The organism is uncultured Veillonella sp. (assembly GCF_934230905.1).
In the GTDB taxonomy this organism is placed as follows: domain Bacteria; phylum Bacillota; class Negativicutes; order Veillonellales; family Veillonellaceae; genus Veillonella.
On the sequence record NZ_CAKQFJ010000003.1, the window covers coordinates 76,251 to 101,407 of the forward strand.

The window sequence follows — 25,157 nt, forward strand, 5'->3', positions numbered from 1 at the left end:
ACTTCGGCCTGCGGCCTTCGCAGGGCCAAAGTCGGAGTTAGAACCCTATCAGTTCACAAACACAAATTAGCTAAAATTTATGAATAACCCCATAATCACAAGTGCTCAATATAAAATCCAGAAATGAACAACAATTAAATATTTAAAAATGTTTCTGCGGCGCTCGGAAGAAGAACGGCGGTGCCGTTCTTTTCCTTTTGCGTTTAAGGAAAGAAATGGTTCGTATATGTCTAAAGGTCTACGATGATAGGACGATAGGGGTGCCCAAACGACTTCGGGCTCCGCGAAGCGCAGTAGCGTGTCGGCTTGGGTGCCCCTATCATCCTATCTACTAGCAATTTAAGAAATTGCGAATCATTTGTTCCCCATTTGGTGTCATGATAGATTCCGGATGGAATTGTACACCATAGATTGGATAATCTTTATGCTCTACGCTCATTACTTCACCGTCATCTGTAATGGATGTAACGATAAGTTCACTAGGCATAGTTTCGTCAATGATTGCTAAGGAATGGTATCTTGCCACTTCAAATTGTTCCGGTACGCCTTTAAGGATTTTGGATGGGTGTACTTGTTTAGCTACACTTTGTTTGCCATGCATAACTTTTTTTGCGTAAGAAACAGTGCCACCGAATACTTCACCGATGGCTTGGTGCCCGAGGCATACGCCGAGGATCGGGAATTCACCTTTGCATTCGCGCAATAGGTCTTCGTATACGCCCGCATCAGCCGGTCTGCCAGGTCCTGGTGAAAGTATAACATAGTCCGGTTTCAAAGCACGAATTTCTTCAACTGTTAACTCATCGCTACGAATAACTTTAATATCTGGATTGATAGATCCTACCAATTGATATAAGTTGAAAGAGAAACTATCATAATTATCTATAAGGAGTACCATTATTCTACCTCCTGTGCATCTGTAATTGCGGAAATCATAGATTGACCTTTTATTAACGTTTCGTTGTATTCACTTTCAGGAACACTATCACGAACAATCCCTGCACCAGCGCGAACATAGACCTTACCGCCTTTATTCATAGCCATGCGAATGCCGATACATACATCCATGTTACCAGAGAAATCAATATATCCAACAGCACCACCATATACACCACGTGGGCTTTTTTCCAACTCATGTAAAATCTCGATAGCACGAATTTTAGGAGCCCCAGACAAAGTGCCTGCTGGTAATGTAGCACCGATAGCATCAAGAGCATCTTTGCCGTCTTGAATTTCACCACTTACAGTCGATGTAATGTGGATAACATGAGAAAAACGTTGCAACATATGTAACGCTTCTACTTTCACAGAACCAAATCTTGAAATCTTACCTAAATCATTACGACCTAAATCTACAAGCATATTATGTTCAGCTAGCTCTTTTTCATCATTAATGAGTCTTTGTTCAATGGCAAGATCCTCTGCTTCGGTTTTACCGCGGCGCATAGTACCTGCAATCGGGAATGTATACAGTTTACCTTCTGCTAATTTTACCAAGGTTTCTGGAGAAGCCCCTGTAAGCTCTACATCGCCACCAGACAAGTAAAACATGTATGGAGATGGGTTCAACGTACGTAACACACGATATGCATTCAATAAGCTACCATCAAACTCTGCTTCACGTCGATTCGATACAACACATTGGAAGATATCCCCTTCTTTAATATAATGTTGTGTCTTTTTAACTACCTCTTCAAATTCATCCTTTGTAAATTCAGAAGTGAATTCTGTTTTAAGTACACCTTTAGGTACATTGGCTTCTTTACCATTCACTACAAGATCAGCTAATGCCTTCAATTCAAGCTCAGCCTTATTATAGTTACGTTCTAAATCATTTGTACTAATGTTAGCAATTAAGTATATTTTATTTTTGTAATGATCAAAAGCAATCACCTTATCAAAGAGCATAAGGTCTACATCGTTCACCATAGCGGAATCATTATCTGGTGTTGGAAAATCAAGTGTTGGCTCGATATAGCGAATATATTCACAAGCAAAATAACCTACAAATCCACCAGTAAATGTTGGCAATTCCTCCAAACGAGGACTTTTATATTGATTTAAAATATTACGAATCTCTGCCGCTGGATCAGAACACGCAAAAGTACGAGTTGTACCATCTTTGATAGTCATTTGATGATTTTTACAAAACAGCTCGATCTTAGGATCGTAACCTAAGAAAGAATAGCGGCCCCAATGATTACTATTATCTGCACTTTCAAGTAAATACGTATGACTACTTACTTGTTTTAACGCTTTTAACACGCTAATCGGTGTGCGTACATCGGACAAAATTTCCATATACACAGGTACAATATCATAGCCCGGTGCGATAGCTTTCACACGGTCAAGACTAGGAAACATCATGAGAACCTCCATCTGGTATTACCAATAAAAAAACTCGCCCATGACAATATGACGTCAAGGACGAGTTTATAGTTCTATCTTCACAATCGAATGTTTTATGCTATAAATCGCGGTACCACCTTGTTTGAATGCAATGCATTCCCCTTTCGCAGGATACTAACATATCCCTCACAATTAACGCTCATGTAACGTCGCACCATACTAGGAATGAAAATCCATTCTGTTCCATGCGCCCTCGGTGGTCCATTTAATAAGCTGCGTACTACGGGTTCTCAGCTAATCCCGCTCTCTGTGAGTGCATTTCCTATTTTTATCTCCACCTCATCGGTTTCTTTCAGGCGAGTATAAAATTATAATTTGATTATACGTTTTCTATAGAATGAAAGTCAAGAAAACTTTTTTAATTATATATTATTTTTCTAATATTTATAATGCATAACAAACCATATCACGTTATACTATAAATTACATACTAGTATTCGACTTATTTTATAGGAGTTTTTATGGAAACGTGGAAACGAACGGTATACATCAGTTTAGTCTGTGTATTCTGTACATCCTTTGGGGTTAGCCAATTAGGCCCAATCTTGCCACTCTATTTTCATGATTTAGGTGTCAATACGCCAGAAGGTATGTCCTTATGGTCTGGTCTAGCTACAGGCATTACATTCCTTATTGTTTGTTTAGCTGCACCATTTTGGGGCCGTCTAGCAGATAGGAAAGGGCGCAAAATTACATTAATCCGATCTAGCTTTGGCATGGCCCTTTGCAATGTATTAATTGCTTTTCAAACAACACCAGAAGGAGTTGTTTTAATTCGCTTAATCCAAGGTTTGGTAAGCGGTTTTTACTCAGCATCAATTACATTGATTGCCTCTGAGTCTCCCCTCGAAAAAACAGGTTGGGCCTTAGGGCTATTGGCCTCTGCCAATCTAGCTGGATCACTTATTGGCCCTTTATTAGGCGGTTATATTGCTGATACGGTAGGCATTCGCAATGATTTTATCATCGTTGGTCTTCTCATGGGATTAGCTGGTTTGCTAGCCACTGCATTTATCCATGAAAACTATATACCAAAGCCTAATATTGAAAAGCTATCTATTAGTAAATTAAAAGAACAAATTCCTGAGTTTAGTAGTATTGTAGCTCTCTGTGTGGCCTCCTTTATCTATGCCATATGCATCATGTCATTGCAACCTGTCATCTCCGTATATATCAAAGGTATTGTCCCTAGTCATACAGAAAATCTTGCATTTATTGCAGGCGCGGTATTCTCTGCTATGGGCATTGCCCAATTGATGAGTAGTTCGCCTCTAGGGAAACTCGTTGATAAAGTGGGCCCACGAAAGGTACTCGTAATATCGCTTATCTATGTTGGTCTATTCAACATTCCCCAAGCTTATGTAACGGACGTTTACCAACTAGCACTCATTAGATTCCTACAAGGCTTCGGGTTGGGCGGCATGCTTCCTGCATTAAATACATATTTATCCTCTAAAACGCCTAGAGAATTTACGGGGCAAGTTTTCTCCTATAATCAATCTTGTTTATTTTTTGGCTATTTCCTTGGTGCCATCGGTGGCTCTAGCCTTATGGCTCTATTAGGTTTCACTACACTATTCTGGGTAAGTGGTGGATTATTCATTCTTAGTGCCCTATGGATTGCCGTTAAACTAAAATAATGCGATATAACAAAACCTTCAACATATGAGAATAGATGTTATGAATACATCAACTTTCATCATTGTTGAAGGTTTTTATATTAATCTAATGCATTACCAACTAGACTTATATTCCTTATGACATTTTCTAATACTTCCGCACCGGCTACTATATCATCCATAGCAGCGAACTCTGCTGAATTATGACTTATCCCATCACGGCAAGGAATAAATAGCATCCCTGTAGGCGCTATCTCAGCCCAATGCATCGCATCATGACCGGCTCCACTAGGCATAATCATATAGTCTAACTGTAGAGATGTAACGGCTCTTTCAATCTCCTTAATCATAGACGAAGCCATAGACACTGGACTATCTTTTGAAATGGGCTCAATGGTATACGATAAGCCACGTTTCTCGGCAATAACATCAATTAACTCTTTAATTAGAAATACCACAGAATCTCGAGCTACCTTTGAGATGCTTCGAATATCTACACCCAACTTTACAGAACCAGGAATCACATTCATAGCACTTGGCATCACCTCCGCAATACCAACGGTGCCTACCACTGGTGGTTCCTCTTGCATCGATGTAACCTCTTCAATGCCGAGAATGATCTTTGAGGCGCCACACAATGCATCATGACGTAAATTCATCGGTGTAGCACCACTATGATCGGCATGACCACGAATGGTTACATAAAACCGTTCAGGTCCGGCAATACCAGATACAATACCAATCTGTTTCTGTTCATGTTCTAACACTTTGCCTTGTTCAATATGCATTTCTATAAAAGCTTTCACAGGTATTTTATATTCCATACTTTCAATAGCGTCTGGTTGCAAATGACGGTCTTTCAATGCATCATATAAAGATATACCTTGTGTATCGACTAATCGATGTAAATCATGTACTGTCAATTTGCCACGCATAGCCTTACTACCCAAAGTAGCCGCGCCAAACCGGCTAGACTCTTCGCACATGAAGGATACTACTGCAATGGTATGGTCGTGTGTAACATCATCATCTATCATACTACGAACTACCTCAATAGCAGACAATACTCCAACCACACCATCATAATTACCACCATTCGGTACACTATCAGTATGAGATCCGATCATTACAATCGGTAAATTTGGATTTGTACCACGCTTATAACCAATAACATTACCAAATCCATCGATTTCAACATCAAGTCCCGCATCAATCATACGCTCTATGATATATTGGCGTCCGGCCCAATCCGCATCACTAAAGGCAATGCGATTGATACCACTCCTAGATCCTCCAAAGGTAGCCATTGCTTCAAAATCTTTTAATAAACGTTCTTTTTGTATCATATATGTCTTATGTCACTTCTTCCTTGTTAAGTTTATTCAATACATCTCTCTTAATTTGTCGTTGTCTATCCCACGCAATAATAAATACAGTAGCAATGATACAAATCATACCAAAGATACCCACAAGGGTGAATTCATTTCCTAACAGAGCCCATCCAAATAGTGCCGCTGAAATAGGCTCTACTGATGATAAAATAGCCCCTGGTACGGCACCAATTCGTTTAACCCCCTCTAAATAGGCATTAAAAGAGACTATACTACCAAGAAATACTACATTAAAGCAGCCTATCACAGTTTCCCAATCCCATACGACATCGGAATGAGGTTGATGAAATAATATAGCGGCCACAATCCCACTCAAAATCATACCAAAGCCAACAATCGGTAATGTGCCATAGCGAGATAGCAAAGCAACAGGAGAAACACTATATACAGCTACCCCAACAGCAGATAATAGGCCCCAAAGTAGAACAGCATAAGGAATACTTTCAACAGAAAGCCCGTCATGTCCCATTAAGCAAACGATACCTACCAAGGCCAATAAAACCGAGAAACTCTCACCGCTAGATGGTCGTTTGCCATAACGAATCAACAGATACACAATAATCATAGAAGGTGCAAGATATTGTAGTACTGTGGCTACCCCAACACCGGCAAGGGCAATCGATTGGAAATAAGAATATTGACACAAAGCCATACCCAATACACCAAAGGTAAGTAGGTCCAACAAGTCTGTTCGATTGTGAAACACTTTGATGATAGAGGACCCTTGATGATACCATGCATATATAACTGTCAATACACCTGCAGTAAGAAGTCGCATAGTGATAAGCCATTCCAAATTTATATGTTTATAATGACTAAGAAACTGAACGGAGGTACCTGATATGCCCCACAAGATAGCGCCAAACAAGGTCAAGAAAACGCCTATTAGCTTGTAAGATTTCATATTACTCCTCAAGCAATGATACGTGTACTTTAACAACAACCTTTCTAATTTTCATAGGCTTATCATCAACTGCTAATAGAGGACGATGAATATCAGATGGGAAAAACACGGTATAATAACCTTCTGGACAATGGATTACACCTTCATCAATAGCTTCATTCGGATAGAAATAACAGTCTCTATCTGGATGTGACTCAATCGGGTTTACCAATCCTCGGTCTACAAAGAATCCCATATTTTCTTCACCACATACCATAAACTGAATATCAATATACTGCTTATGAGATTCTGGTTTTGTAGTTTCAAATAATTTTGTTTCTACATCGTCTACATTGGCATACATCCTATCCCCTTCAATGGCATGACGGCCCACAGGTAAGGCTTTTAAATCTGTGGTCTTCAAGAAATCTAAAGCTCGTACGATTGCTTTAGGGTATCCCATTTTTGTATAATCTGTTGTAATATTTGAGAAAAACATATATATTTCCTTCCCAATAGCTAGTTCAATAAGGCTACATCAAAATCATTAACTATATATCTTCTATGGTAGCACATATATAAAGCACTATCCATTACATTCTACAAGATAGAAAAAGCTCTCCACACATACTAAAATGGAGAGCTTTTAAGTTATATATTTAATTATTAATCTTTCACTGTATGAGATGCAATAATTGCCTCTGCTTGTTTATGTGGAACCTCTTCATAAGAATAGAACTGACGATTAAATACGCCTTGTCCTTGTGTGATAGAGCGCAATGCAGTCACATAATCAGCCATTTCAGCCAATGGCACCTGTGCTTTAACAACAGATATACCTGTTCTTTCACTTTGTTCCATGCCTAATACACGACCTCGACGACTATTTAAATCCCCCATAATATCGCCCATGAAAGTATCCGGTGCAAACACGTTAACTTCATAAATTGGTTCTAATAGGACTGGTTTCGCCTTAGGAATCACATCCTTGATAGCCTGTGACGTAGCTACTTTGAATGCTAACTCTGAGGAATCTACACTATGGTAAGATCCATCCAAGAGTGTCACTTGCACGCCAATCATAGGATATCCTGCAATTAAGCCTTTTTCTAGGGTTTCTTTGGCACCCTTTTCCACAGCTGGTATATATTGTTTTGGTACAGCACCACCAAAAATCTTGTCTACAAATACAAATTCACTACCATCATATAATGGATCCACTTGAATTTTAACGTGACCATATTGACCATGACCGCCACTTTGTTTTTTATATTTAGACTCGGTTTCTGCGGAGCCTTTAATAGTTTCACGGTATGGAATATATGGTTTTACAAGTTTCGCCTGTACGCCATATTTACGATCCATCTTATTAAGAATATGTTCAAGATGCACCTCGCCCATACAATCAATTTGTAATTGACGAGCTTCTGCATTTTTAACAACTACACAAGTTGGATCTTCCTCTGCCACTTTAAGTACTGCGCTAGCTAATTTTTCTTCTTCCCCTTTTTTCACGGGCTCCATAGCTACAGTATACAAAGGTTGAGGGAATCGAATGGCATCGAATGTTACTTTAAAGTCCGGAGATGTCAACGTATCACCAGTCTTAGCATTCGCTAATTTTGGTATCACTACGATATCACCAGCTTTAGCTACAGATACAGGAGTTTGTTGCTTCCCAATAAGGGTAACCATCTTGCTCCATTTTTCTTCTACACCTTGGTTTACATCATACAGGCGATCGCCTTCTTTAAGTTCACCAGAGAAGATACGTACAAAGCTTTGTTTGCCTGCGAATGGGTCTAACAATGTTTTGAATACGAATGCAGTTAATGGTTTGTCTACATGTACTACACATTGTTCGCCAGTTTCCGCATCAGTTGCGGTCATCACTTTTTTAGTAGCATCTGGCATGTACCGAATCATACGATCCAATACTTGATCTAACCCAATACGAGATGTGGCACTGCCACACATAATTGGGCATACACGGCCACTAATCATCCCTTCTCGCAAGCCTTGGCGAATTTCCTCTAAAGATAATTCTTCGCCTTCTAAATATTTCTCCAACAATTCATCGCTACCTTCAGCTGCGGCCTCTACGGTCATTTCTCGTATTTCTTGGGCCTTTTCGATAAGATGAGCTGGTACAGCGATTTCTGTTGGTTGGCCGTCTTTGTAAGTAAACGCAGTCATTTTAGCCACGTCTATAACGCCTTCAAAATTGGCACCTTCACCAATCGGAATTTGGAGTGGCATAATTGCCTTACCAAATAATTCACGCATACGTTCAATCGTACCGAAGAAATCAGCACCATCAACGTCCATTTTATTAATAAATGCCATGCGAGGCATTTGTAATTCTACGGCATAATCCCATGCACGAACTGTATCAGTTTCTACACCAGATGTGGAGGATAGCACCATCAACATACCATCACAGGCACGCAAAGCGGCACGAACTTCGCCATGGAATTCATTATAACCTGGAGTATCTACAAAATTAACCTTATGATCATGCCATTCACAAGGGGCCATACCCAACTGAATAGTAACATTACGTTTAATTTCTTCAGGCTCAAAGTCCATAATATGCTTATTATCTTGACCACGGCCAACAAAATCAACAGCACCAGAGGTTAATAACAAAGATTCTACTAGAGCAGTTTTTCCTGCACCATCATGGGATACCACAGCTACATTACGAATCTGATCACTACTATATTCTTTCATCGGAATCGCCTCCTTATGTGAAACTCTGAGTTCTTGGTATATGATTTCGACGTAATATTATAAAAATCCTCTTTTTTCGAAAAATATTTATCGAAAAAAGAGGATTTTTCATACTATTTATATTATCGTCCTACCAAGGATACACAGCCACCAAGAAGAGCCATGAAAATAAGCGAGATAACGATGAAGATAACAGATGTTACAATACCAGCAATGAACACTTTCATCTTGGTCAACATAGTTTGTCTTGCCATCAATTCTAAGCCTACCCATACGGATAAAACGAAAATTGCTATAGAACCTAAACTATAAATAAATTCAGCTAATGTAGAGCTACCAAATAAACCACCGAAGATAGCCATAAGTATAAAAACAATTATATACACACAAGTACATAATAATACTTCATAACCTTGTAGATACCATTGAACTTTCATAACAGACTGTACATCATCAGTACCACCCATTTTTACAGCCACCCAGTTAAATACATAGGAACCAACAGCTACCATAACAAAAGACCAAATGATACTAGCAATATAAGCTAAAATAAAGAAGACGCCTGCACCAGCCCCGATGAGCATACCTAGCATAGTAAACTCATGCCTTGGAAGCAATGGGAACAACAAGGCTCCAAACAGTCCTATCAAGATATAAGGAATAGCCCATAAGAGTGCCGTTCCTAAGAAACCTTTTTTCAATGTACCATACTGTACAACTTGATCAATACCGCCCTTAAATGGCTGCGTCAGTAGATTCCAAAAGTCAGAATACCATTTCGTTTCCATAAAATCACCTCATATAATAAAACAAAATAAACTATGTCTTTATTATATATGGATTTTATGTATCTTTCTACATAAATATATGCGCTATCAATAATTTAATCGATAATCTATGTCAATGCGTTTAAAATGACCCAGTCCGCTTGCCATAATGCTTAGAATCCCCATTTTGCTTCCAACCTACAGTATCGCCGATAGACATAACACGACGCGTCAGGCAGTCTTTACATTTATCTGCATTATCATCTACGCATGGTTTATTATCATATAATAAATATTTTGCACGATGCTCAGGGATAGTAATAATAGGCATTAAAATATTGGCACCTGCAGATAATCCCTTTTCACGGCCCAATGGATCTAATGCTTGTAACGCCGTAGTAGCCGCGATATTTACGTCTTTCAAGAATAGACGTGTTAAAGCAATCATCTTAAGTCCCAATTGAATGCGACGCAACTTACCTGCCTCATCATCGATCCCTATCGCTAACGCCTCTTGTCCTAATGGCGTATCATGGTGTACCACATACGGCCCCATACCAATCATATCAATATCCATATCTCGATAGAACAAAACATCATTCACCAGATCATCCTCAGTTTGCCCAGGTAGGCCAATCATAACACCGGTACCTACTTGAAATCCTACGCGACGCAATCGGCGTAGACATTCAACGCGTGTTTCAAAGGAATGTAACGCATCGCGAGGATGAATTTTGTGATATAACTCTTTATTCGTCGTTTCAATACGCAATAAATAGCGGCTAGCACCAGCTTCACGCATACGGCGGTATGCCTCTTCGCTTTGCTCCCCTACGCACATCGTGATACCGAGGGAACCATCGCCGATGGCTTTAATGTCGCGGATAAGATTGACTACATAATCGACAAATGTATCATCACAGCGTTCTCCAGATTGAAGCGTAATGGAACCATATTCATGATCATACGCCCACTGTGCCATCTTGATAATATCTTCACGATTCATATCAAAGCGTTCCGTCTTATCATTTTCACGGCGGATACCACAGTAATTACAGTTTTTAATGCATCGGTTCGAGAATTCGATGAGGCCACGATAGTACGCCACAGGCTGTACATATTTTGCCTTGACCTCGTACGCCTTTTTATAGAGTAACTGCAGCTGTTCTTCATCAGTTACAGTCATAAGAAATCTTAGCTCATCCTCTGTCAGCCATTCATCGCCGACGAGGTCTTTTGCGAGAATATCTTGCACTAGCAAATCATCACTTCCTTTCATAACGAATCGTCATCGATTCGCTTGGTATCGTAATAGATTCAATATCAGTACCGCAGATAAATCCATTAATTTTGCGTGGTAAATCTCGCACATGCTTCACTTGATTCATCAAACATGCATGCGCCATCATACCACGACTCATTTTGGAGGACGTACTCATCTGTTTATATGTGTCGCCTCGTAATTCCCAAAATTCAACAGTTACCACCTTTGGATGGTTCACCATTTTTGCATATTCTTTAGACGCTAAGTTTAGGATCCAATCCTCCTTGTGAAAGTACGCATCTACCGCTTCACGCCAAGTTTCATATAAATTAATTCCTACCTTATCGACCATATCTAATCGATAGTCTCTAACGCCCATCGTAGGTTCTACAACGCCGTATAATGCAGACATAATAGCCAAATGAGTTTCACCAAAAGCCTTAGCCTCATCAGATAGTCCTACCCAATCTAAATATTTAAAGGCAATGCCATCGTAGCTTTCACAAGCAAAACCTACAGGATGAGACTCAAACGCTTCATAAAAATCGAAAATAGATTGTGCCTTATCACCTTTTAGTTTTAGGGCCTTACCAAGTGCTGCTACATCGAGAGATTGTATATGTTTTACAATCTTTTGCGTAATATGTGATTGGAACTGACCGTCACGTACTTCGCTGTCATTACAGGTAGCAGAAAGAATCGTTTTTGTCTTACTAGGAGAGAGGACGATTTTCATGAGATAATTCTGCCTTAATACTTTCCTCTGTCAAATGATCGATAAGATCTGGATTCCACAACATGAGAGGCACAGCCACAACGTGACTTGCTTTCATTTCTTTACATAATTTAATACATTCTGCCAAGTATGGAGATTCATTATCGTGAATGTCACAAATAATCACTACGTGACGTCCCTTAAGATTAACCCCTTCATAATCAATGCTTTCACCAGATACAGTAAGTAACCCCGTCTCTAAACGGCCTTCGCTCATATCATTTACGCGAGACATTAAAATATGTTCAAGCATAGTAGATACAGGAGTCACAACCGGGCCAGTACCAACGAGAGCCTCTGGTTGAGCATGAACGATAACAGTTTTTTTACGTTTGTCAGTTCTAAATTCCATAAGCGCATGTTCTAATGCGGAGAAAAATACGAACAACTGCCAAGGATCTAACGATCCTGTCTGGAACATATCAATAATAGCACCATCTTCTTCGATATTTAGACGAGCTAATAATTCCTCTGCAATATCTCGAACAACCTCTTTATAATCAGATTGTAATGGTGCATTTAGTTCATTCAAATCTTTTTCTGTTGCCATAAAATCCTCCAAAACATATATAAACTGCTATAGTAGCCAATTAAATTCTATTCTTTATTGTACCATATTTCAAAGGCTTATACGTTACTATAACTACATTTCTTCAATCTATTTTGTTCTAATTCCATACAAAATAAAATACCGCCTATTTCTGTGAAAGCTTTCACAAAAACAAGCGGTATATATTAGCCTATAACCAATAAGTAAATATTCATCAATGTTACGATAATGCCAATGCTCCAAAGAATAATGCCAGTAAATCGGCGATTTGTATAATTCCCCATAACACGACGACTGCTCGTCATATATAATTGTAAAAATATAGTAATCGGCAATTGCAAGCTCAAAAACATTTGTGACACAAGTAAAGCCTGAAATGAGTCCGTAATAAACAAGATTAATAATAATGCCGGAATATATGTCAAACCTAATCCCAACCGACTATGAAAGTCCTTCATATCATAAGACTCACCAAACATGCCGGCAAATATACTCGCCCCAGCCATACCAGCTGTTGCCGATGATGCAAGACCTGCAAATAATAAGGCTAATGCAAAGATAGTACCTGCTGCCGGTCCGATTAAAGGTCTTAATAGTTCCTCAGCCTGTTCTAACTCAGTAACCTCAATGCCATGACTAAAAAATACGGCCGCTGCTAACAAAATCATAGCGGAATTGATCATCCAACCAACACCCATAGATAATAATGTATCCACAAATTCATACCGCAATTGTCGATGCATAATCGCCTTATCTTGTCGGTTAAACTGACGACTTTGAATGACCTCGGAATGCAAGAATAAATTGTGTGGCATAACAACAGCACCTAGGATACTCAGAATAACGAGCATTGATTCGTTTGGTATGCTTGGATTAACCCATCCAATGCCAGCGGAAACCCAATCGACATCGACCATATTCACTTCCACAAGGTAGGCCAATGCAATAAGGGATACGAATCCAGCTATAATACGTTCTAACTTATTGTATGAATTTGTAATCAGCATAATGGTACATACGATAGCCGTTAATACGCTACCGATGACAAGCGGGATGCCGAACAGCATCTTTAAGGCAATAGCAGCCCCAATAAATTCCGCCAGTGCCGTAGCTACGGCTGCAATCCCCGCCGTACTCAATACTGTACGAGATAACCATTTCGGTAAAAATTCATAGGCACATTCAGCTAAGCACTGCCCTCTGACAATCCCCAAATGGGCCACATTATGCTGTAATAAGATAAGCATAAGTGTAGATAATGTTACAACCCACAATAATTCATAACCATAGCTAGCACCAGCTGCTAAGTTAGCAGCCCAATTGCCTGGATCAATAAAGCCAACGGTTACAATAATACCAGGCCCAATATACTTAAATACTTCACTAACCTGCTGTTTACCATTCTGATGAACAGTAAATAATTTGTTCCTTATAAAATTAATCATGTTTTTCCCTTATAGGGATTATAGAGTAAACTTCATTTCTGTCTGTACACGTGCATCGGTTTTAGATTTCCCATTCTTAGAACCTGTATAGCGAATACGAACATCACCATTGGTCTTTACACGAGAATCATCAATTTTGAATTTTTTCATCTTTTCCTTGATTTGTTTATCTGTTAACGCCCGTTCTTTGGTGTTTTTCTTGTCTCGTTCAATGCGATAATCCATGATATCACGCATATTTTCTTGGTAAATACGCAATGCAAATTGACGATCGTTATCATTCATTTGTTCTCGTTTTTCTACAACTTCGTCAAGTAAAGGCATCAACTCAGTTTTCGTATAACTAGTGCTATCATCAAATATAAATCCATGAGTATCCGTAATGGCTCCATGTTTTACAAGCGTTTTCAGTGCTTTATATGTCCAATCATTTGGTGTAATAAGGTTGGCGCTACCAAGATGTGCAGAAGATACTACTTTAACATCATCAGTACTCATACCATCTACCACAGGACGTGCACTAGGAATTGCAAAGTCTTCCGCATGAGCCACACCGAAGGAAGCCACTAAACAAAGGGTCCCAATACCAAGAATTCGACGAATCATAGATAAATGACGTGTATATTGTGTATTCATAAAAGTCTCCTTAAATTAAATTTTATACAATTTATTATAAGCAATCAGATATGAATACGTCAACTCTATTCCCATTCCTTACACTGTATGGTTAATAAAAAAGACCCCACATCGGACGATGTGAGGTCTCAGCATGGCGGAGGATTAGGGATTCGAACCCTAGCGACGGTAACCCGCCCTAACGATTTAGCAAACCGTCCTCTTCAGCCTCTTGAGTAATCCTCCATGCTTTACTGGGTAATCATATCATACCCAATAAGGCGTTGTCAATTGAATTATTTCAACATGGATTCAATAAACCAAATTTGTTTTACATAATATTCAATATGGTCTTCCATCATGTTGGAAAGCAAGAAATTATCTTCCTCACCAGCAGCTTCACGGATAGCAGCAGCTTGATCCTTCATATATTTGAAGTCGTGAAGTAAAATTTCAATAACTTTATGTTGAGGAACATCTTCTTGACCTAGCTCACCGATTTTTGCTAATTTAGCATATTCAACAGAATTTACTAATGGAAATTCACCTTGCATTTTTACATGTTCAGCTACGGCATCAAAATATTCAAAGGCTTCATCATAAATGGATTCTAAGTATTCATGGATGGATTTGAATTGTGGACCAGTTACATTGAAGTGAAGATTGTGTAATTTTACATTCCATACAGAAAGATCTGCTAAATATTGATTTACTTGTTGTACGTTTTTCATAATAATAACTCCTTTTTTATTTAATTCTCAGTTACAATTCATCCTAACACAGGATAAACCCAGTCAGTTTCTAAACCTATTATTTATCTATATAATTTGTAATCAATATTGATTACATAATTATATTAACAATAATGATTTTCCTTGTCAATATTTTTACAGTAATTTTCAATGAAATTTTTATAAACAGAAAACCTCTTACCATCAGATATACATCTAACAGCAAGAGGTCTTAACCAATCTATCTTATATATAGTATTCTATGTAGTTTTCAGGATATGGGCTATCATTAGAGGTCCCATTTTTATCTTTTCGTCTAGGTTTCCGAACATACATATTTTCTGGATCCGTTTCAAAGATAACCATATCTTTCGGAATGTCGTGTTTTATAACTAGATTACAACCGATTTTAGTACGGGCACCAATCGTAATATCCCCTAAAATTTTTGTACCTGTACCAATAAGAACATCATCCTCAATCGTAGGATGGCGTTTCGCCTTCTTAGAGGACATGCCCCCTAATGTTACCTGATGAAACAAAGTTACATTATCCCCTACAATAGCGGTTTCACCGATAACAACGCCCATGCCATGATCGATAAATAAGCCTCGCCCAATGGTAGCGCCTGGATGAATTTCAATACCCGTTACATGACGAGAGTGAAGCGCTATACGCCGTGCCAATGTAGGCCACCCTGCCTTATAAAGACGATGTGCAAAAAAATGCCAAAACAAAGCCGTAATATGCGGATACGTCCATATAACCATCCACACATTAGTGGCAGCCGGATCAGAATCCATGACGCGTTTAATATTATATTGAATTTTGCCCCATAATTCGCGCAAACCTTGCATCATAAGTACTCCATATCTACGTTCATTATACGAACCGTCTCTCTTAGATATCAAAAATATAACGCCCTTGGATACTCCCAAGGGCGTAAGTCACGGTTTTAACGATCACCAAACTATACACTGGGTATAATCATTTGTGCACTCTATAAATATATTCCTACTCTAACACCTAGGAATATATCTGTCAAGAATTTTGAGCACCTTTAAAGCCCGCAGTTTACAGGAAATAACTGCGTTTATCGTATCTTACTAAGTGTGTTAATTACCAAATCCCACGTAATAGGCATCGTCATAATGGCCACGGCAATTCCAATCCATAAAAGACTACCAACGATAACTACAAGCCTAGAAAGCACAAACTGAAGGGCCCTGCTATTGCCATATACAATGATTTTCTTTCGTTCATGTAATACAATATGGCCCCATAAAAAACCAGCTAACGTATACGTTATAATATGTGGATCTAACACTAAATAAGAAACCACATCCGGCATATGCTCTTTTCTAGATATAATTGGGGAAAGCACGCCATTTACTTCAACGGCCCATAGTTTATACCAGAATAACATTAATATGGCAGGCCACATAGAGCGCCATGTCATCCATAAGACATAACAATAATTTACCAATGCCCCTGCTACTTGACCATGATGCTGTTGTAAATATCGTTCCATCCAAGAGTTTGAACTATAACCTTGCTCAATTTGCCAATAGTGAAACTGTACATTTCGCTCCCCATGCGTAAAATCTACAAAGCCTAGTGTTTGTAATAGGACGAGAGCGAATATACCAATAGTGACAAGTTGAAACCATTCACTAAACATCCAGCTAGATGGTACCATACGGTCTGTTACAGTAATGTCGATTTGCAATACTAATAGTATCAACGCTACGTAAGCACTCCACCGTGTCCATCGACTGTATGTATGTAGTGAACTATGACTACCTACGACGAGCGCTGCGGGATGTAAGGACAACAATAGGCCAAAAACAAAGCAAACTATAAATGTCGAGATGACCGCTATAAATTCGTAACTCATCTTAACGGTACGCTACGCGTTCAGGCTGCATATCGTGAAAATGAAGGCGCTCTTTTGCCGTTTTTTCCCACTCTGTACCAGGCTTTCCGTAGTTTGCGTATGGATCGATAGACAAACCACCACGCGGTGTAAACTTGCCCCACACTTCGATGTACTTAGGATTCATCAACCTGATGAGGTCTTTCATGATGATGTTAATGCAGTCCTCGTGAAAGTCCCCATGATTGCGGAAACTAAATAAATATAATTTCAAAGACTTGGACTCTACCATTTTCTTATCTGGTACATAAGAAATGTAAATGGTCGCAAAGTCTGGTTGACCTGTCATAGGGCACAAGCTAGTGAACTCAGGACAGTTAAACTTAACGAAGTAATCGTTATCAGGGTGTTTATTATCAAATGCCTCTAATACCTGTGGTGCATAATCAGTAGGGTAATCGGTCTTGTGACCTAACATCGTTACACCTTGTAACTCTTTTTCAGATCTGCCGGATGCCATAAAGAACCTCTTTCTATAAAATAATATAATATATGGAGTAATTCATACGATACTTAATTATATCATAGGAGGTTCAACCTCATTATATTTACGCTTCTATATACGTAACTAATTGTTTAAGATGTTCTAAAATAATGATTATATTGATCTCCAAAGATTAATACCACCAATAGTAAACGCGATTAGTTTTATCAATATACCACTTTCAACTTGTATGCCCCAACCAATAAAACAAATACCTATAATTATACTTGATATACGGGCAAAATAACTTGTTTTACTATATTTCAATAAACGTATAGCCTTTTTTATACCTTCCACAAACCGTCCTTCCTTTATATATCTATAACCGACTTTTATTTCCTCAATATTTACATATATAAATACTGCATTAATAGCCCCAAAACATGCTATAGCATCTATCTTACGATACGGCCCATCTCCTGATTGAAGTAGCGAATATATAAGAGCTGCATCCAATATAAAAAGAACTAAAAACATATATATAGCTTTAAAAAAATTTTTATTGTTAGCAGACATTCTTACTTCTCCCTTGATTCTAATTTTGAGTCTTTATTTTCTTTATCATTTTGATTATTATCTTTTAGATAATCTGTTTCATTAAAGATCTTAGAAGTCATCTTTAACGCAGCACTACCATAAAAACCCCTATAATTTTTAGATACCTCACTACCAACAGTTCCACCACTTTTATCTACTTTTTCACTAGTACTATACTTTGCAGAAAAACCTATTCCTCCGGTCCCGATTCCTTCTAAGGCAAGCATATCATTTCCAGCTCTAGCTCTTCCTTCAAATTCGAGAAGACTAAATTTCCCTTCCCCTGAAAAATTTATATTCCCAGGTTTTATTATAGCATCTAGTTTCCCTGCCATATTAACATTACTTATAGTACCGTCTATAGTACCCCATTCGCCTCTATCGTAATAGAGTCGTTCCTTACCAGTATTCAAAATATACTCCATATTAACATGAACACCATCTTGAGGTTTAAAAATATCATATTCAATATTCAAACCTGTGTTCTTTTTTTCTTCTTGTATTCTACCGCTGAGTTTTCCCTCAATCACATTACCAACTCTTTGAAACGCATATGCTTCTCCTATCGCTTCAAGGTCTGTACCTGCTATTGTTTTAGTAGGAAGTCTGTCTGTAGAATAAGCTTTACCACCATAAAGAACATATCTTGTAGTCATATAGGGTGGATTAGGAGGGTATACAGGGACCATTTGATCAGCCAAGGCATTGCCGAACTCCTTTTCTGTATATTGAGCGGGACGAGTCGTATAGTGAAATTCTATATTATCTTTACCAACTATCGCATAATTCTGCCCGCCAATAGTAATAACATGTGCTCCCTCATCAGCAAATCTATCGCCTTCATTTTCATAAACTTTAGGTTTGTTTCTTTCATATTGCTTAGAGTAATAGCCATCACTACCACTATGTTTTTCCATATGAATATTATCTAAATCATTTCGCCAATCAGTTGAAGCTGGCCGATTATTTCTAGACTCTAGAAAAATCACATCTGATTTATCTCTTAATATTTTTTCACTTTGTACAGCTTTTTGATCCTCAAATTCAGCTATAACAGCATCACCCTGACTATAAATATACTTTTGCAGAATATTATACATAACATCTGAAAAAGCTGTTTGCCGCCCTGAAGTTAATACATCTGGATCACTTTGACGTAAAGATTCATAAACCTCTGATGATAAATAATTACTAGTTTTGTAGAATCCATTATAAGCATGCTCAAATTCCATCAGACTATCATAGTAAGCAAGTTTTTTTATCAAAATGTCTTGGCTTGATTTAGAAAACATAAAATCTATTGAAAAATTCAACTGATCTCCATGCGTTAACCAATTATTTGTGGTCGCAGATAAAGCAATCCCACTTTCTGTGCTCCCTAATGATTTTCCAACAACTGTACTGAACCACTTATGTAAATTTCCATCTCTATGCTTATCTAATACTTTATTTAAGTATTCATTCCCTGCACCAATTGCTAATCCATTTAAAGAATTCCCACCGGACAAATTAGAAACAAATGCACCAAAAGCACCATGTAAGGCAACTTTATATACACCACCCTCACTCCAATTCTTAGCTTCTTTCTCATACCTAGCTTTCATAGCAGCATCAGTCTCTGATTGTGCTTTTAATTCGTATTTTGTCTTTTGAGCAAATGCTAAATCGCCAATTAACCTAAAGCCTTCATCAGATACAGCATTGACATATTCCATACGTTCTTTTACATCAGCCTTATCAAATATAGGTTTAATACTATTGAGTGCATGCTCAGTATCGCTGTTAATAGCAGTAAGTGGTTTACGCTCTACTTCTACCAATATATCATTACTAATAGCAGATTTTGTTGTAGATTGGGCTTCATCTGATACTGGAATAGAAACTACCGGAGATAGCCCCAATGGGTTGATTTTACCGAGAACACCCTTTGCTGTCAATCCAGATGTGTTCATAGCTATCCCAGACTTTTTAGCCTTATACGAAGCTTCATTATGAATATCTTCCATAACTAGAGATTTGGTAGATATCTTATTTTTTTCAGGTGTAGCCTTACTAGTTATAGTGGCACCTTTTAATGTTGTCGTATCGCCAACAACAATATTTACACCATCACTACCAGCATGAATACCAGATTGCTCTGTAACACTTGTATTAGTACTATCAATATTGCCTTTTACATTAACACCATTAATCGTAGGTTGAGATATAAAGTTTGCACCAGAGATAGATATCCCCTTGTTCTTAGATGTTTCATGATAGATCTGACTGTCTTGCAAGCTCTCTACAGTCAGATTATTACCTACTTTCGCCGTTACACCTTGTCCAGAAATAGTAGACCCAATAAGGTTCGTATTACTGCCACTTTCAATAGATACGTTATTAGTAGCTACAACATGTGTTCCTGTATGCGTAGTAGTATCTTCTATGCCATTTTCTGACCCTTTATAAGCAGAAGCCGACCAGCCTACGAGCCCACCAGTTCTCATACCAATATTAGCAGAAACATTCCATCCACTAGATTTACTATTTGTTTCAACACGTTGCGTATTTGAACCGGCCTCTAAATTGATAGTATTAGAAGCAGCTAATTGTACATTTTTCCCTTTAATTTGTTCACCAATTGCAGTAATATTACCTTTAATTGAATCTGCACTATTAGCATGAATTAAAACAGTTCCGTCAGAGTCAATAGTCCCACCAGAGTACGTATGGCGTTCTAATTTCGACTCAGCTACACTTTTACTAGATCCAATACCTACTTGTATATTAATAGCTCTATCAATGGCTCTATCAGTAGCTTTATTTATATTTTCCTTATTCTCTTCTAAAAGGCTTCGTTTTTTCAACAAAACATCTTGTTTAGCTTTAAGCTCAGCTAATTTAGTCGTATCAGTTTCTGGGGTATTAACTATATCAGTATTAACGCGCTCCAATTGCGATTCAATGGTCCTCATCTGACCATTATAACTTCTATCAACAATTTGTTTGGCTTCACCAAGGGCAGAAAGCAACCTATCTCTCGATTGTTTGCCTTCTAATGATTTAAAATGATTATTTTTTCTATTAGATGCACTATGTTGTTTTTTGACAGCACTATCTAATTTCTCAACAACACTGCCACCTAAACTTACTGTTAAACCAGAGGATTTGCGTTCATGACGTTCCTCTTGTTTATATACGTCATCTTTACCGTCTAATATAATATCTTGACCTACAATGATAACACCATCTTTGCCAACCGCATTTGTGGTAGTCAGATGAACTGTATCACCAGCTTGCACAGTAACTTCACCATTAGTAGATCCTAAAGTAGTGGCTTTATGAGTAGTTTCATCGATAGAGTAGTTATCTTTAGATTGTTTTTTACCAATCATGATACCCATGCCAGCACCCATAATACCAGATTTTTTTACATCTTTAGATGCGGTACTTAACGTATGCTCTGCTGCTGCATCAGTTGTTATATTATGACCTGCTAATACAGATGTTCCTGCAGTACTCACCACATTAGAGGATGTAAGAGTTACATCATTATTAGCACCCACCACTACAGTATGACCACTAATGTTGCTCATTAATGCATGTTTAGATTCATCATGATTCTTAATTTTAGTTTCTTTTTTATTCAGGAACCCTTTTTCTTTATATGTTAACGCAAACGCATCCTTAGATTCACTATATCCATTTTCAATAGATACGTCATGTTCACCAATCACTTTTACAGCACCGGAATCACTACTAACAGTCAGATTACGAGCTTTAACATCATGTTTGGCACCAACAGATACATGTCCGCCAGCCTCTATTGTCGTTCCTAGTTCAGTTTGACGATAGGTTCGTAAATAATTATCCCCATCTTGAGTCATATCTTTTTTAGCAGTAAGAGTATCTGTAGTGCTATTAATATCATGTCCAGCAGTAATAGTGATAGCACCATCTTTGCCTAACGCTTCGATAGTCGCACCACCTAGGTTTACATCATTACCAGCAGATACAATCATAACGCCTGTATCACCAGTTACAGCAATACCTGTTGTTTTATGTAAAACATCTTGGTTTGTTAAATGCGCAATAGAATTGCTAAAGGTAATATCCTTTTTTGCTTGTAATTCTACAGCATCACGGCCAACAATTTGACCTTGTTGGTAAATAGTTGTATCCGATTGCAAACCAACCTTGTCTGCATTAATATGACCGCTATTAATAATATCTTGGTTAGATGCAAGAACTACTGTTTTACCTTGAATAGCACCTTCATTACGAATACTGTTTTTTGCATTCATAATCAATGTATTAGCACTTATTAATGTTCCATCATTATGCAACTGTAAGCCATGACTTTGTTTAAGGTATACCTTAGGATAGATTACCTCAACAGGTTTCCCCTCTACCATAACAACATCTTTTACAAGCCAGACCATATCACTAGTTAAACTAGCGGCTTGTTCTGCTGTCAGCGCTACACCTGGAACAATACCATGTTGCTTAGCGTATACAATACCAGCATCCATTAAAGCTTTAAATTGACTTTCATCATCTGTATACCCATCAAGGAATCTATACCCTGTACCAGAGACAATCTGATTTCTAACTAAGGTCTGCTCATACAAGCCATCGCCTAGTCGTTTTTCAATATTCTCAGGCTTTGTCTTCATCTCTTTATACATATAATCGGATGATAAAAAGGCTTTTTTATTTGTGAATTGTGGATCTATTTCAACTACATAGTTAGCAGTGCTTTCAGGATGTATTCTATACAAAGATTCTGTAGGCAATGCCAAAATATTAGCTCCTGCTGTTGGTTTAGATGCATCATTACTGCTATCTTGTGCAAATGGATTTAAGAAGTCTTGTACCTCTTTACGGTGATTAACCCCTACCTCACCTTTTGCCTTACCATTTTTATCTTCTTTCTTAGCCACCTCAAGTGATATTGGATTTTCTTTATTCACTTGTGGTGTCATAAACACTTGACCCTTATAACCTCTTCGTCTAGATTTATGCGGCCATTTTCGTTTATAGGTATACGATGCTTCTGTAGTGCCAAATGTATTAGTTACTTCTTGATTTTCTTTAGCAACTTGATTAATAGCACCCGTAGTAGTTAATGTACCACCTACAACCATTTGACTATTTTCATTGGTCCCATTTCCGGTGAATGACACATCCCCACCAAAGCGCACAACACCTGGTGTACTGTTTTTCACCTCTTCTTTAGAGGTCATTGTTTTAGTTCGAATAATAGTATAATCGTCTATTTTTTCATTAGCCACACCAGAAATCTGTTGGTTATATAGTTTAGCCTTTTCATTATGCGCTTTGATTTTATCATTTAATGATGCCAAAATCGGCTTAAATTGTGCATCCCACGCCTCTTGTTCAGGACCTGTTGTTTGAGGGCGCTCTGTCGTCATAGATGTAATGCCAAACTCCTTAAAAATAGGGTCATTATAGGCATACGATGGTACTTGTGTACCAATATATTCTGCCGGAATTGGCGCTTCACCAGCCGCTTGTTCTTCTGGTGTAATTTGTTCTACAGTAACATATTCTGCAGCCTCGTATATAGGCATTGGTGCCTTACTACTATGACTGTGATAGGCACCATAGCCACTGTTTAACGAGCTAAATTCAGACTTTTTAAATGTTTGACCTCGCTCGCTATGATCTTTGTCTGTAATCAAGATTTGGTCTTCTTGCGCTGTAAGCATAGCGTCATTACTTTCACCAGAAAGGCCTTTTTCAATTTCAGGACTAACACGTTTTGCGGTAAATGACGAGTTCTTATTTTGGTAGTCTTTACTTTGAATGACACCATTGCCCATTCCGTCAATAGTACCACCAATGTTGTGTAATGTATCACGACCAGCTAGCGTCATAGTACTACCACTATATATAAGAGATTTTTCTCTATTCAAAATAGAGTCCGCTTCAATAGTTACATCTTCTCGACCTGCAATAGTACTCCCTTTATGAGCAGATAATTCCTCTTGTACTAACTTAACAGCTTTTAGTTTTTCATCATATACTTTAGATAGTTCTTTAATTCGGTTCAAATAGTTATCTTGTTCAGTTTTTGATGTAAAAGCTGTAGTATCTACAGCATAGGCTGCTTCAAGCTTATCTTCTGCTGCTTTCATATCTGCCATAGCGGCATCTAATTTAGATTCTAACGCTACATTCTTGCGGTTTTCGAGTACCTTGGTTTGTATCGCTATCTTCCCACCATAAATGCGACCATTCTCTGTATTATGTAATTCTTTACTATTAATTGTCGTAGTACCACCAGATACAATCACTGCATCAGTATTACGAACGGTACCTGCCACAACAGACAAGGAACCCTTACTTGTAACAGCGCCTTGCGTGTTAGCACCAGCTGCAATTGTATTTTTGTTAGTTAAGGATTCTTCTACCTGAATATGTCCATTATTAACAGATGTAATATGCCCTGTATTTGTTAGTTCTTTTGTTTCTAATGCTAACTCTCCACCAGAGGCAATTATTTTTGTATTCTGTATAGAGTTTGCTTTAGCCACGAGACTTGTATCGGATTGAAGTGTACCATTAACAGATAGATGACCATTAGCATCTACTGAAACAGACTGAGTGCCTGCCACTACACCATTAAGATTAACACCTACACCAGCTTCAGTGCCAACCATAGTAATATGATTCGCGTACATCCCACCTACTGCCGCCACATCCAAACCAATCGTTGGTTTTGTTTCAACAGTTGAAGCCTCTAAAGCTGTAGCCTTTAAGTTGTTAGCATCAATGTGATTTTGTCCTGTACGAGTATTAAGTTTGTTTGCCCAAACACCTGCATTTACATCAATAGTTCGTGCCAAGATAGACACAGAATCTGCACGTTTCCCATCAAGGCCTTTAGCTTCGATAGAGATATTTCCTTGTTCTACGCGGTAATGTTGTAAATTTCCAGCATCATCTAATTCTGGTTTACCTGTAGTTAACACAGCATGATCTGTATTAAGGAAGCCCCCACCATTAACTGTAATG

At 38.2% G+C, this 25,157-nt stretch carries 19 protein-coding genes and 1 tRNA gene; 1 reads left to right on the forward strand and 19 read right to left on the reverse strand.

The window, feature by feature from the left end:
• Positions 1 to 331: 331 nt before the first annotated feature.
• Positions 332 to 898, reverse strand: a complete 567-nt coding sequence (locus Q0E20_RS01345; protein WP_295995162.1) for an aminodeoxychorismate/anthranilate synthase component II — start codon at positions 896 to 898, stop codon at positions 332 to 334.
• Entirely contained in the window at positions 898 to 2,367 is a 1,470-nt protein-coding gene (locus tag Q0E20_RS01350) for an anthranilate synthase component I family protein (protein WP_295995165.1), read from the reverse strand. Before Q0E20_RS01350 ends, Q0E20_RS01345 begins: the two co-directional genes overlap by 1 nt.
• Before the next feature lie 503 nt (positions 2,368 to 2,870).
• Between Q0E20_RS01350 and Q0E20_RS01355 the strand changes: the two genes are divergently transcribed.
• Positions 2,871 to 4,049 carry an MFS transporter gene (locus Q0E20_RS01355; protein ID WP_295995167.1) on the forward strand — a complete coding sequence of 393 codons (1,179 nt, stop codon included), beginning with the start codon at positions 2,871 to 2,873 and terminating at the stop codon, positions 4,047 to 4,049.
• Positions 4,050 to 4,129: 80 nt separating this feature from the next.
• Here the strand turns inward: Q0E20_RS01355 and Q0E20_RS01360 are convergent, their stop codons facing one another.
• From Q0E20_RS01360 to Q0E20_RS01440, 17 genes are all read right to left on the reverse strand, one after another.
• The gene (locus tag Q0E20_RS01360; protein WP_295995170.1) at positions 4,130 to 5,374 is read right to left on the reverse strand and encodes a M20 family metallo-hydrolase; all 1,245 of its coding nucleotides are present in this window, start codon (positions 5,372 to 5,374) and stop codon (positions 4,130 to 4,132) included.
• 7 nt (positions 5,375 to 5,381) lie between these two features.
• Positions 5,382 to 6,323, reverse strand: a complete 942-nt coding sequence (locus tag Q0E20_RS01365) for a DMT family transporter (protein ID WP_295995173.1) — start codon at positions 6,321 to 6,323, stop codon at positions 5,382 to 5,384.
• 1 nt (position 6,324) lies between these two features.
• Entirely contained in the window at positions 6,325 to 6,801 is a 477-nt protein-coding gene (locus Q0E20_RS01370; protein WP_295995175.1) for a YhcH/YjgK/YiaL family protein, read from the reverse strand.
• Positions 6,802 to 6,968: 167 nt separating this feature from the next.
• Entirely contained in the window at positions 6,969 to 9,035 is a 2,067-nt protein-coding gene (gene fusA / locus Q0E20_RS01375; protein WP_295995177.1) for an elongation factor G, read from the reverse strand.
• 122 nt (positions 9,036 to 9,157) lie between these two features.
• Positions 9,158 to 9,823, reverse strand: coding sequence for a hypothetical protein (locus tag Q0E20_RS01380; protein ID WP_295995179.1), 666 nt, complete (start codon positions 9,821 to 9,823; stop codon positions 9,158 to 9,160).
• A 121-nt stretch (positions 9,824 to 9,944) separates the two neighbouring features.
• Positions 9,945 to 11,081: a [FeFe] hydrogenase H-cluster radical SAM maturase HydE gene (gene hydE, locus Q0E20_RS01385; protein ID WP_295995182.1), complete on the reverse strand. Its 1,137-nt coding sequence runs from the start codon at positions 11,079 to 11,081 to the stop codon at positions 9,945 to 9,947.
• Positions 11,068 to 11,802 carry a YaaA family protein gene (locus tag Q0E20_RS01390; protein ID WP_295995186.1) on the reverse strand — a complete coding sequence of 245 codons (735 nt, stop codon included), beginning with the start codon at positions 11,800 to 11,802 and terminating at the stop codon, positions 11,068 to 11,070. The genes hydE and Q0E20_RS01390 overlap by 14 nt, the downstream gene beginning before the upstream one ends.
• Positions 11,780 to 12,391 carry a hypothetical protein gene (locus Q0E20_RS01395; RefSeq protein ID WP_295995188.1) on the reverse strand — a complete coding sequence of 204 codons (612 nt, stop codon included), beginning with the start codon at positions 12,389 to 12,391 and terminating at the stop codon, positions 11,780 to 11,782. Before Q0E20_RS01395 ends, Q0E20_RS01390 begins: the two co-directional genes overlap by 23 nt.
• A gap of 185 nt (positions 12,392 to 12,576) precedes the next feature.
• Complete coding sequence (locus Q0E20_RS01400; RefSeq protein ID WP_295995191.1) at positions 12,577 to 13,836, reverse strand: Nramp family divalent metal transporter; 1,260 nt, start codon at positions 13,834 to 13,836, stop codon at positions 12,577 to 12,579.
• A gap of 18 nt (positions 13,837 to 13,854) precedes the next feature.
• Complete coding sequence (locus Q0E20_RS01405; protein ID WP_295995194.1) at positions 13,855 to 14,472, reverse strand: hypothetical protein; 618 nt, start codon at positions 14,470 to 14,472, stop codon at positions 13,855 to 13,857.
• Positions 14,473 to 14,606: 134 nt separating this feature from the next.
• Positions 14,607 to 14,697: transfer RNA gene (locus tag Q0E20_RS01410), tRNA-Ser, on the reverse strand.
• A 50-nt stretch (positions 14,698 to 14,747) separates the two neighbouring features.
• Positions 14,748 to 15,182, reverse strand: coding sequence for a DNA starvation/stationary phase protection protein (locus Q0E20_RS01415; protein WP_005375538.1), 435 nt, complete (start codon positions 15,180 to 15,182; stop codon positions 14,748 to 14,750).
• A gap of 246 nt (positions 15,183 to 15,428) precedes the next feature.
• Positions 15,429 to 16,040, reverse strand: coding sequence for a serine O-acetyltransferase EpsC (gene epsC, locus Q0E20_RS01420; RefSeq protein WP_295995200.1), 612 nt, complete (start codon positions 16,038 to 16,040; stop codon positions 15,429 to 15,431).
• Positions 16,041 to 16,273: 233 nt separating this feature from the next.
• Positions 16,274 to 17,077, reverse strand: a complete 804-nt coding sequence (locus Q0E20_RS01425; RefSeq protein WP_295995203.1) for a hypothetical protein — start codon at positions 17,075 to 17,077, stop codon at positions 16,274 to 16,276.
• Between the two features lies 1 nt (position 17,078).
• A complete protein-coding gene (queF, locus tag Q0E20_RS01430; protein ID WP_295995206.1) occupies positions 17,079 to 17,576 on the reverse strand; it encodes a preQ(1) synthase in 498 nt (165 codons plus the stop codon).
• 138 nt (positions 17,577 to 17,714) lie between these two features.
• Positions 17,715 to 18,116, reverse strand: a complete 402-nt coding sequence (locus tag Q0E20_RS01435; RefSeq protein WP_295995209.1) for a hypothetical protein — start codon at positions 18,114 to 18,116, stop codon at positions 17,715 to 17,717.
• 2 nt (positions 18,117 to 18,118) lie between these two features.
• Positions 18,119 to 25,157: hemagglutinin repeat-containing protein (locus Q0E20_RS01440; RefSeq protein ID WP_367113247.1), on the reverse strand; the 7,039-nt coding region annotated here is incomplete at its 5' end.

Coding starts and splice junctions, on each gene's coding strand:
- epsC (WP_295995200.1), bottom strand. CDS start 16,040: ATGATGCAAGGTTTGCGCGAATTATGGGGCAAAATTCAATATAATATT.
- Q0E20_RS01355 (WP_295995167.1), top strand. CDS start 2,871: ATGGAAACGTGGAAACGAACGGTATACATCAGTTTAGTCTGTGTATTC.
- Q0E20_RS01415 (WP_005375538.1), bottom strand. CDS start 15,182: ATGAAAAACGTACAACAAGTAAATCAATATTTAGCAGATCTTTCTGTA.
- fusA (WP_295995177.1), bottom strand. CDS start 9,035: ATGAAAGAATATAGTAGTGATCAGATTCGTAATGTAGCTGTGGTATCC.
- Q0E20_RS01405 (WP_295995194.1), bottom strand. CDS start 14,472: ATGAATACACAATATACACGTCATTTATCTATGATTCGTCGAATTCTT.
- Q0E20_RS01395 (WP_295995188.1), bottom strand. CDS start 12,391: ATGGCAACAGAAAAAGATTTGAATGAACTAAATGCACCATTACAATCT.
- hydE (WP_295995182.1), bottom strand. CDS start 11,081: ATGAAAGGAAGTGATGATTTGCTAGTGCAAGATATTCTCGCAAAAGAC.
- Q0E20_RS01380 (WP_295995179.1), bottom strand. CDS start 9,823: ATGGAAACGAAATGGTATTCTGACTTTTGGAATCTACTGACGCAGCCA.
- Q0E20_RS01370 (WP_295995175.1), bottom strand. CDS start 6,801: ATGTTTTTCTCAAATATTACAACAGATTATACAAAAATGGGATACCCT.
- Q0E20_RS01425 (WP_295995203.1), bottom strand. CDS start 17,077: ATGAGTTACGAATTTATAGCGGTCATCTCGACATTTATAGTTTGCTTT.
- queF (WP_295995206.1), bottom strand. CDS start 17,576: ATGGCATCCGGCAGATCTGAAAAAGAGTTACAAGGTGTAACGATGTTA.
- Q0E20_RS01360 (WP_295995170.1), bottom strand. CDS start 5,374: ATGATACAAAAAGAACGTTTATTAAAAGATTTTGAAGCAATGGCTACC.
- Q0E20_RS01435 (WP_295995209.1), bottom strand. CDS start 18,116: ATGTCTGCTAACAATAAAAATTTTTTTAAAGCTATATATATGTTTTTA.
- Q0E20_RS01400 (WP_295995191.1), bottom strand. CDS start 13,836: ATGATTAATTTTATAAGGAACAAATTATTTACTGTTCATCAGAATGGT.
- Q0E20_RS01365 (WP_295995173.1), bottom strand. CDS start 6,323: ATGAAATCTTACAAGCTAATAGGCGTTTTCTTGACCTTGTTTGGCGCT.
- Q0E20_RS01350 (WP_295995165.1), bottom strand. CDS start 2,367: ATGATGTTTCCTAGTCTTGACCGTGTGAAAGCTATCGCACCGGGCTAT.
- Q0E20_RS01390 (WP_295995186.1), bottom strand. CDS start 11,802: ATGAAAATCGTCCTCTCTCCTAGTAAGACAAAAACGATTCTTTCTGCT.
- Q0E20_RS01345 (WP_295995162.1), bottom strand. CDS start 898: ATGGTACTCCTTATAGATAATTATGATAGTTTCTCTTTCAACTTATAT.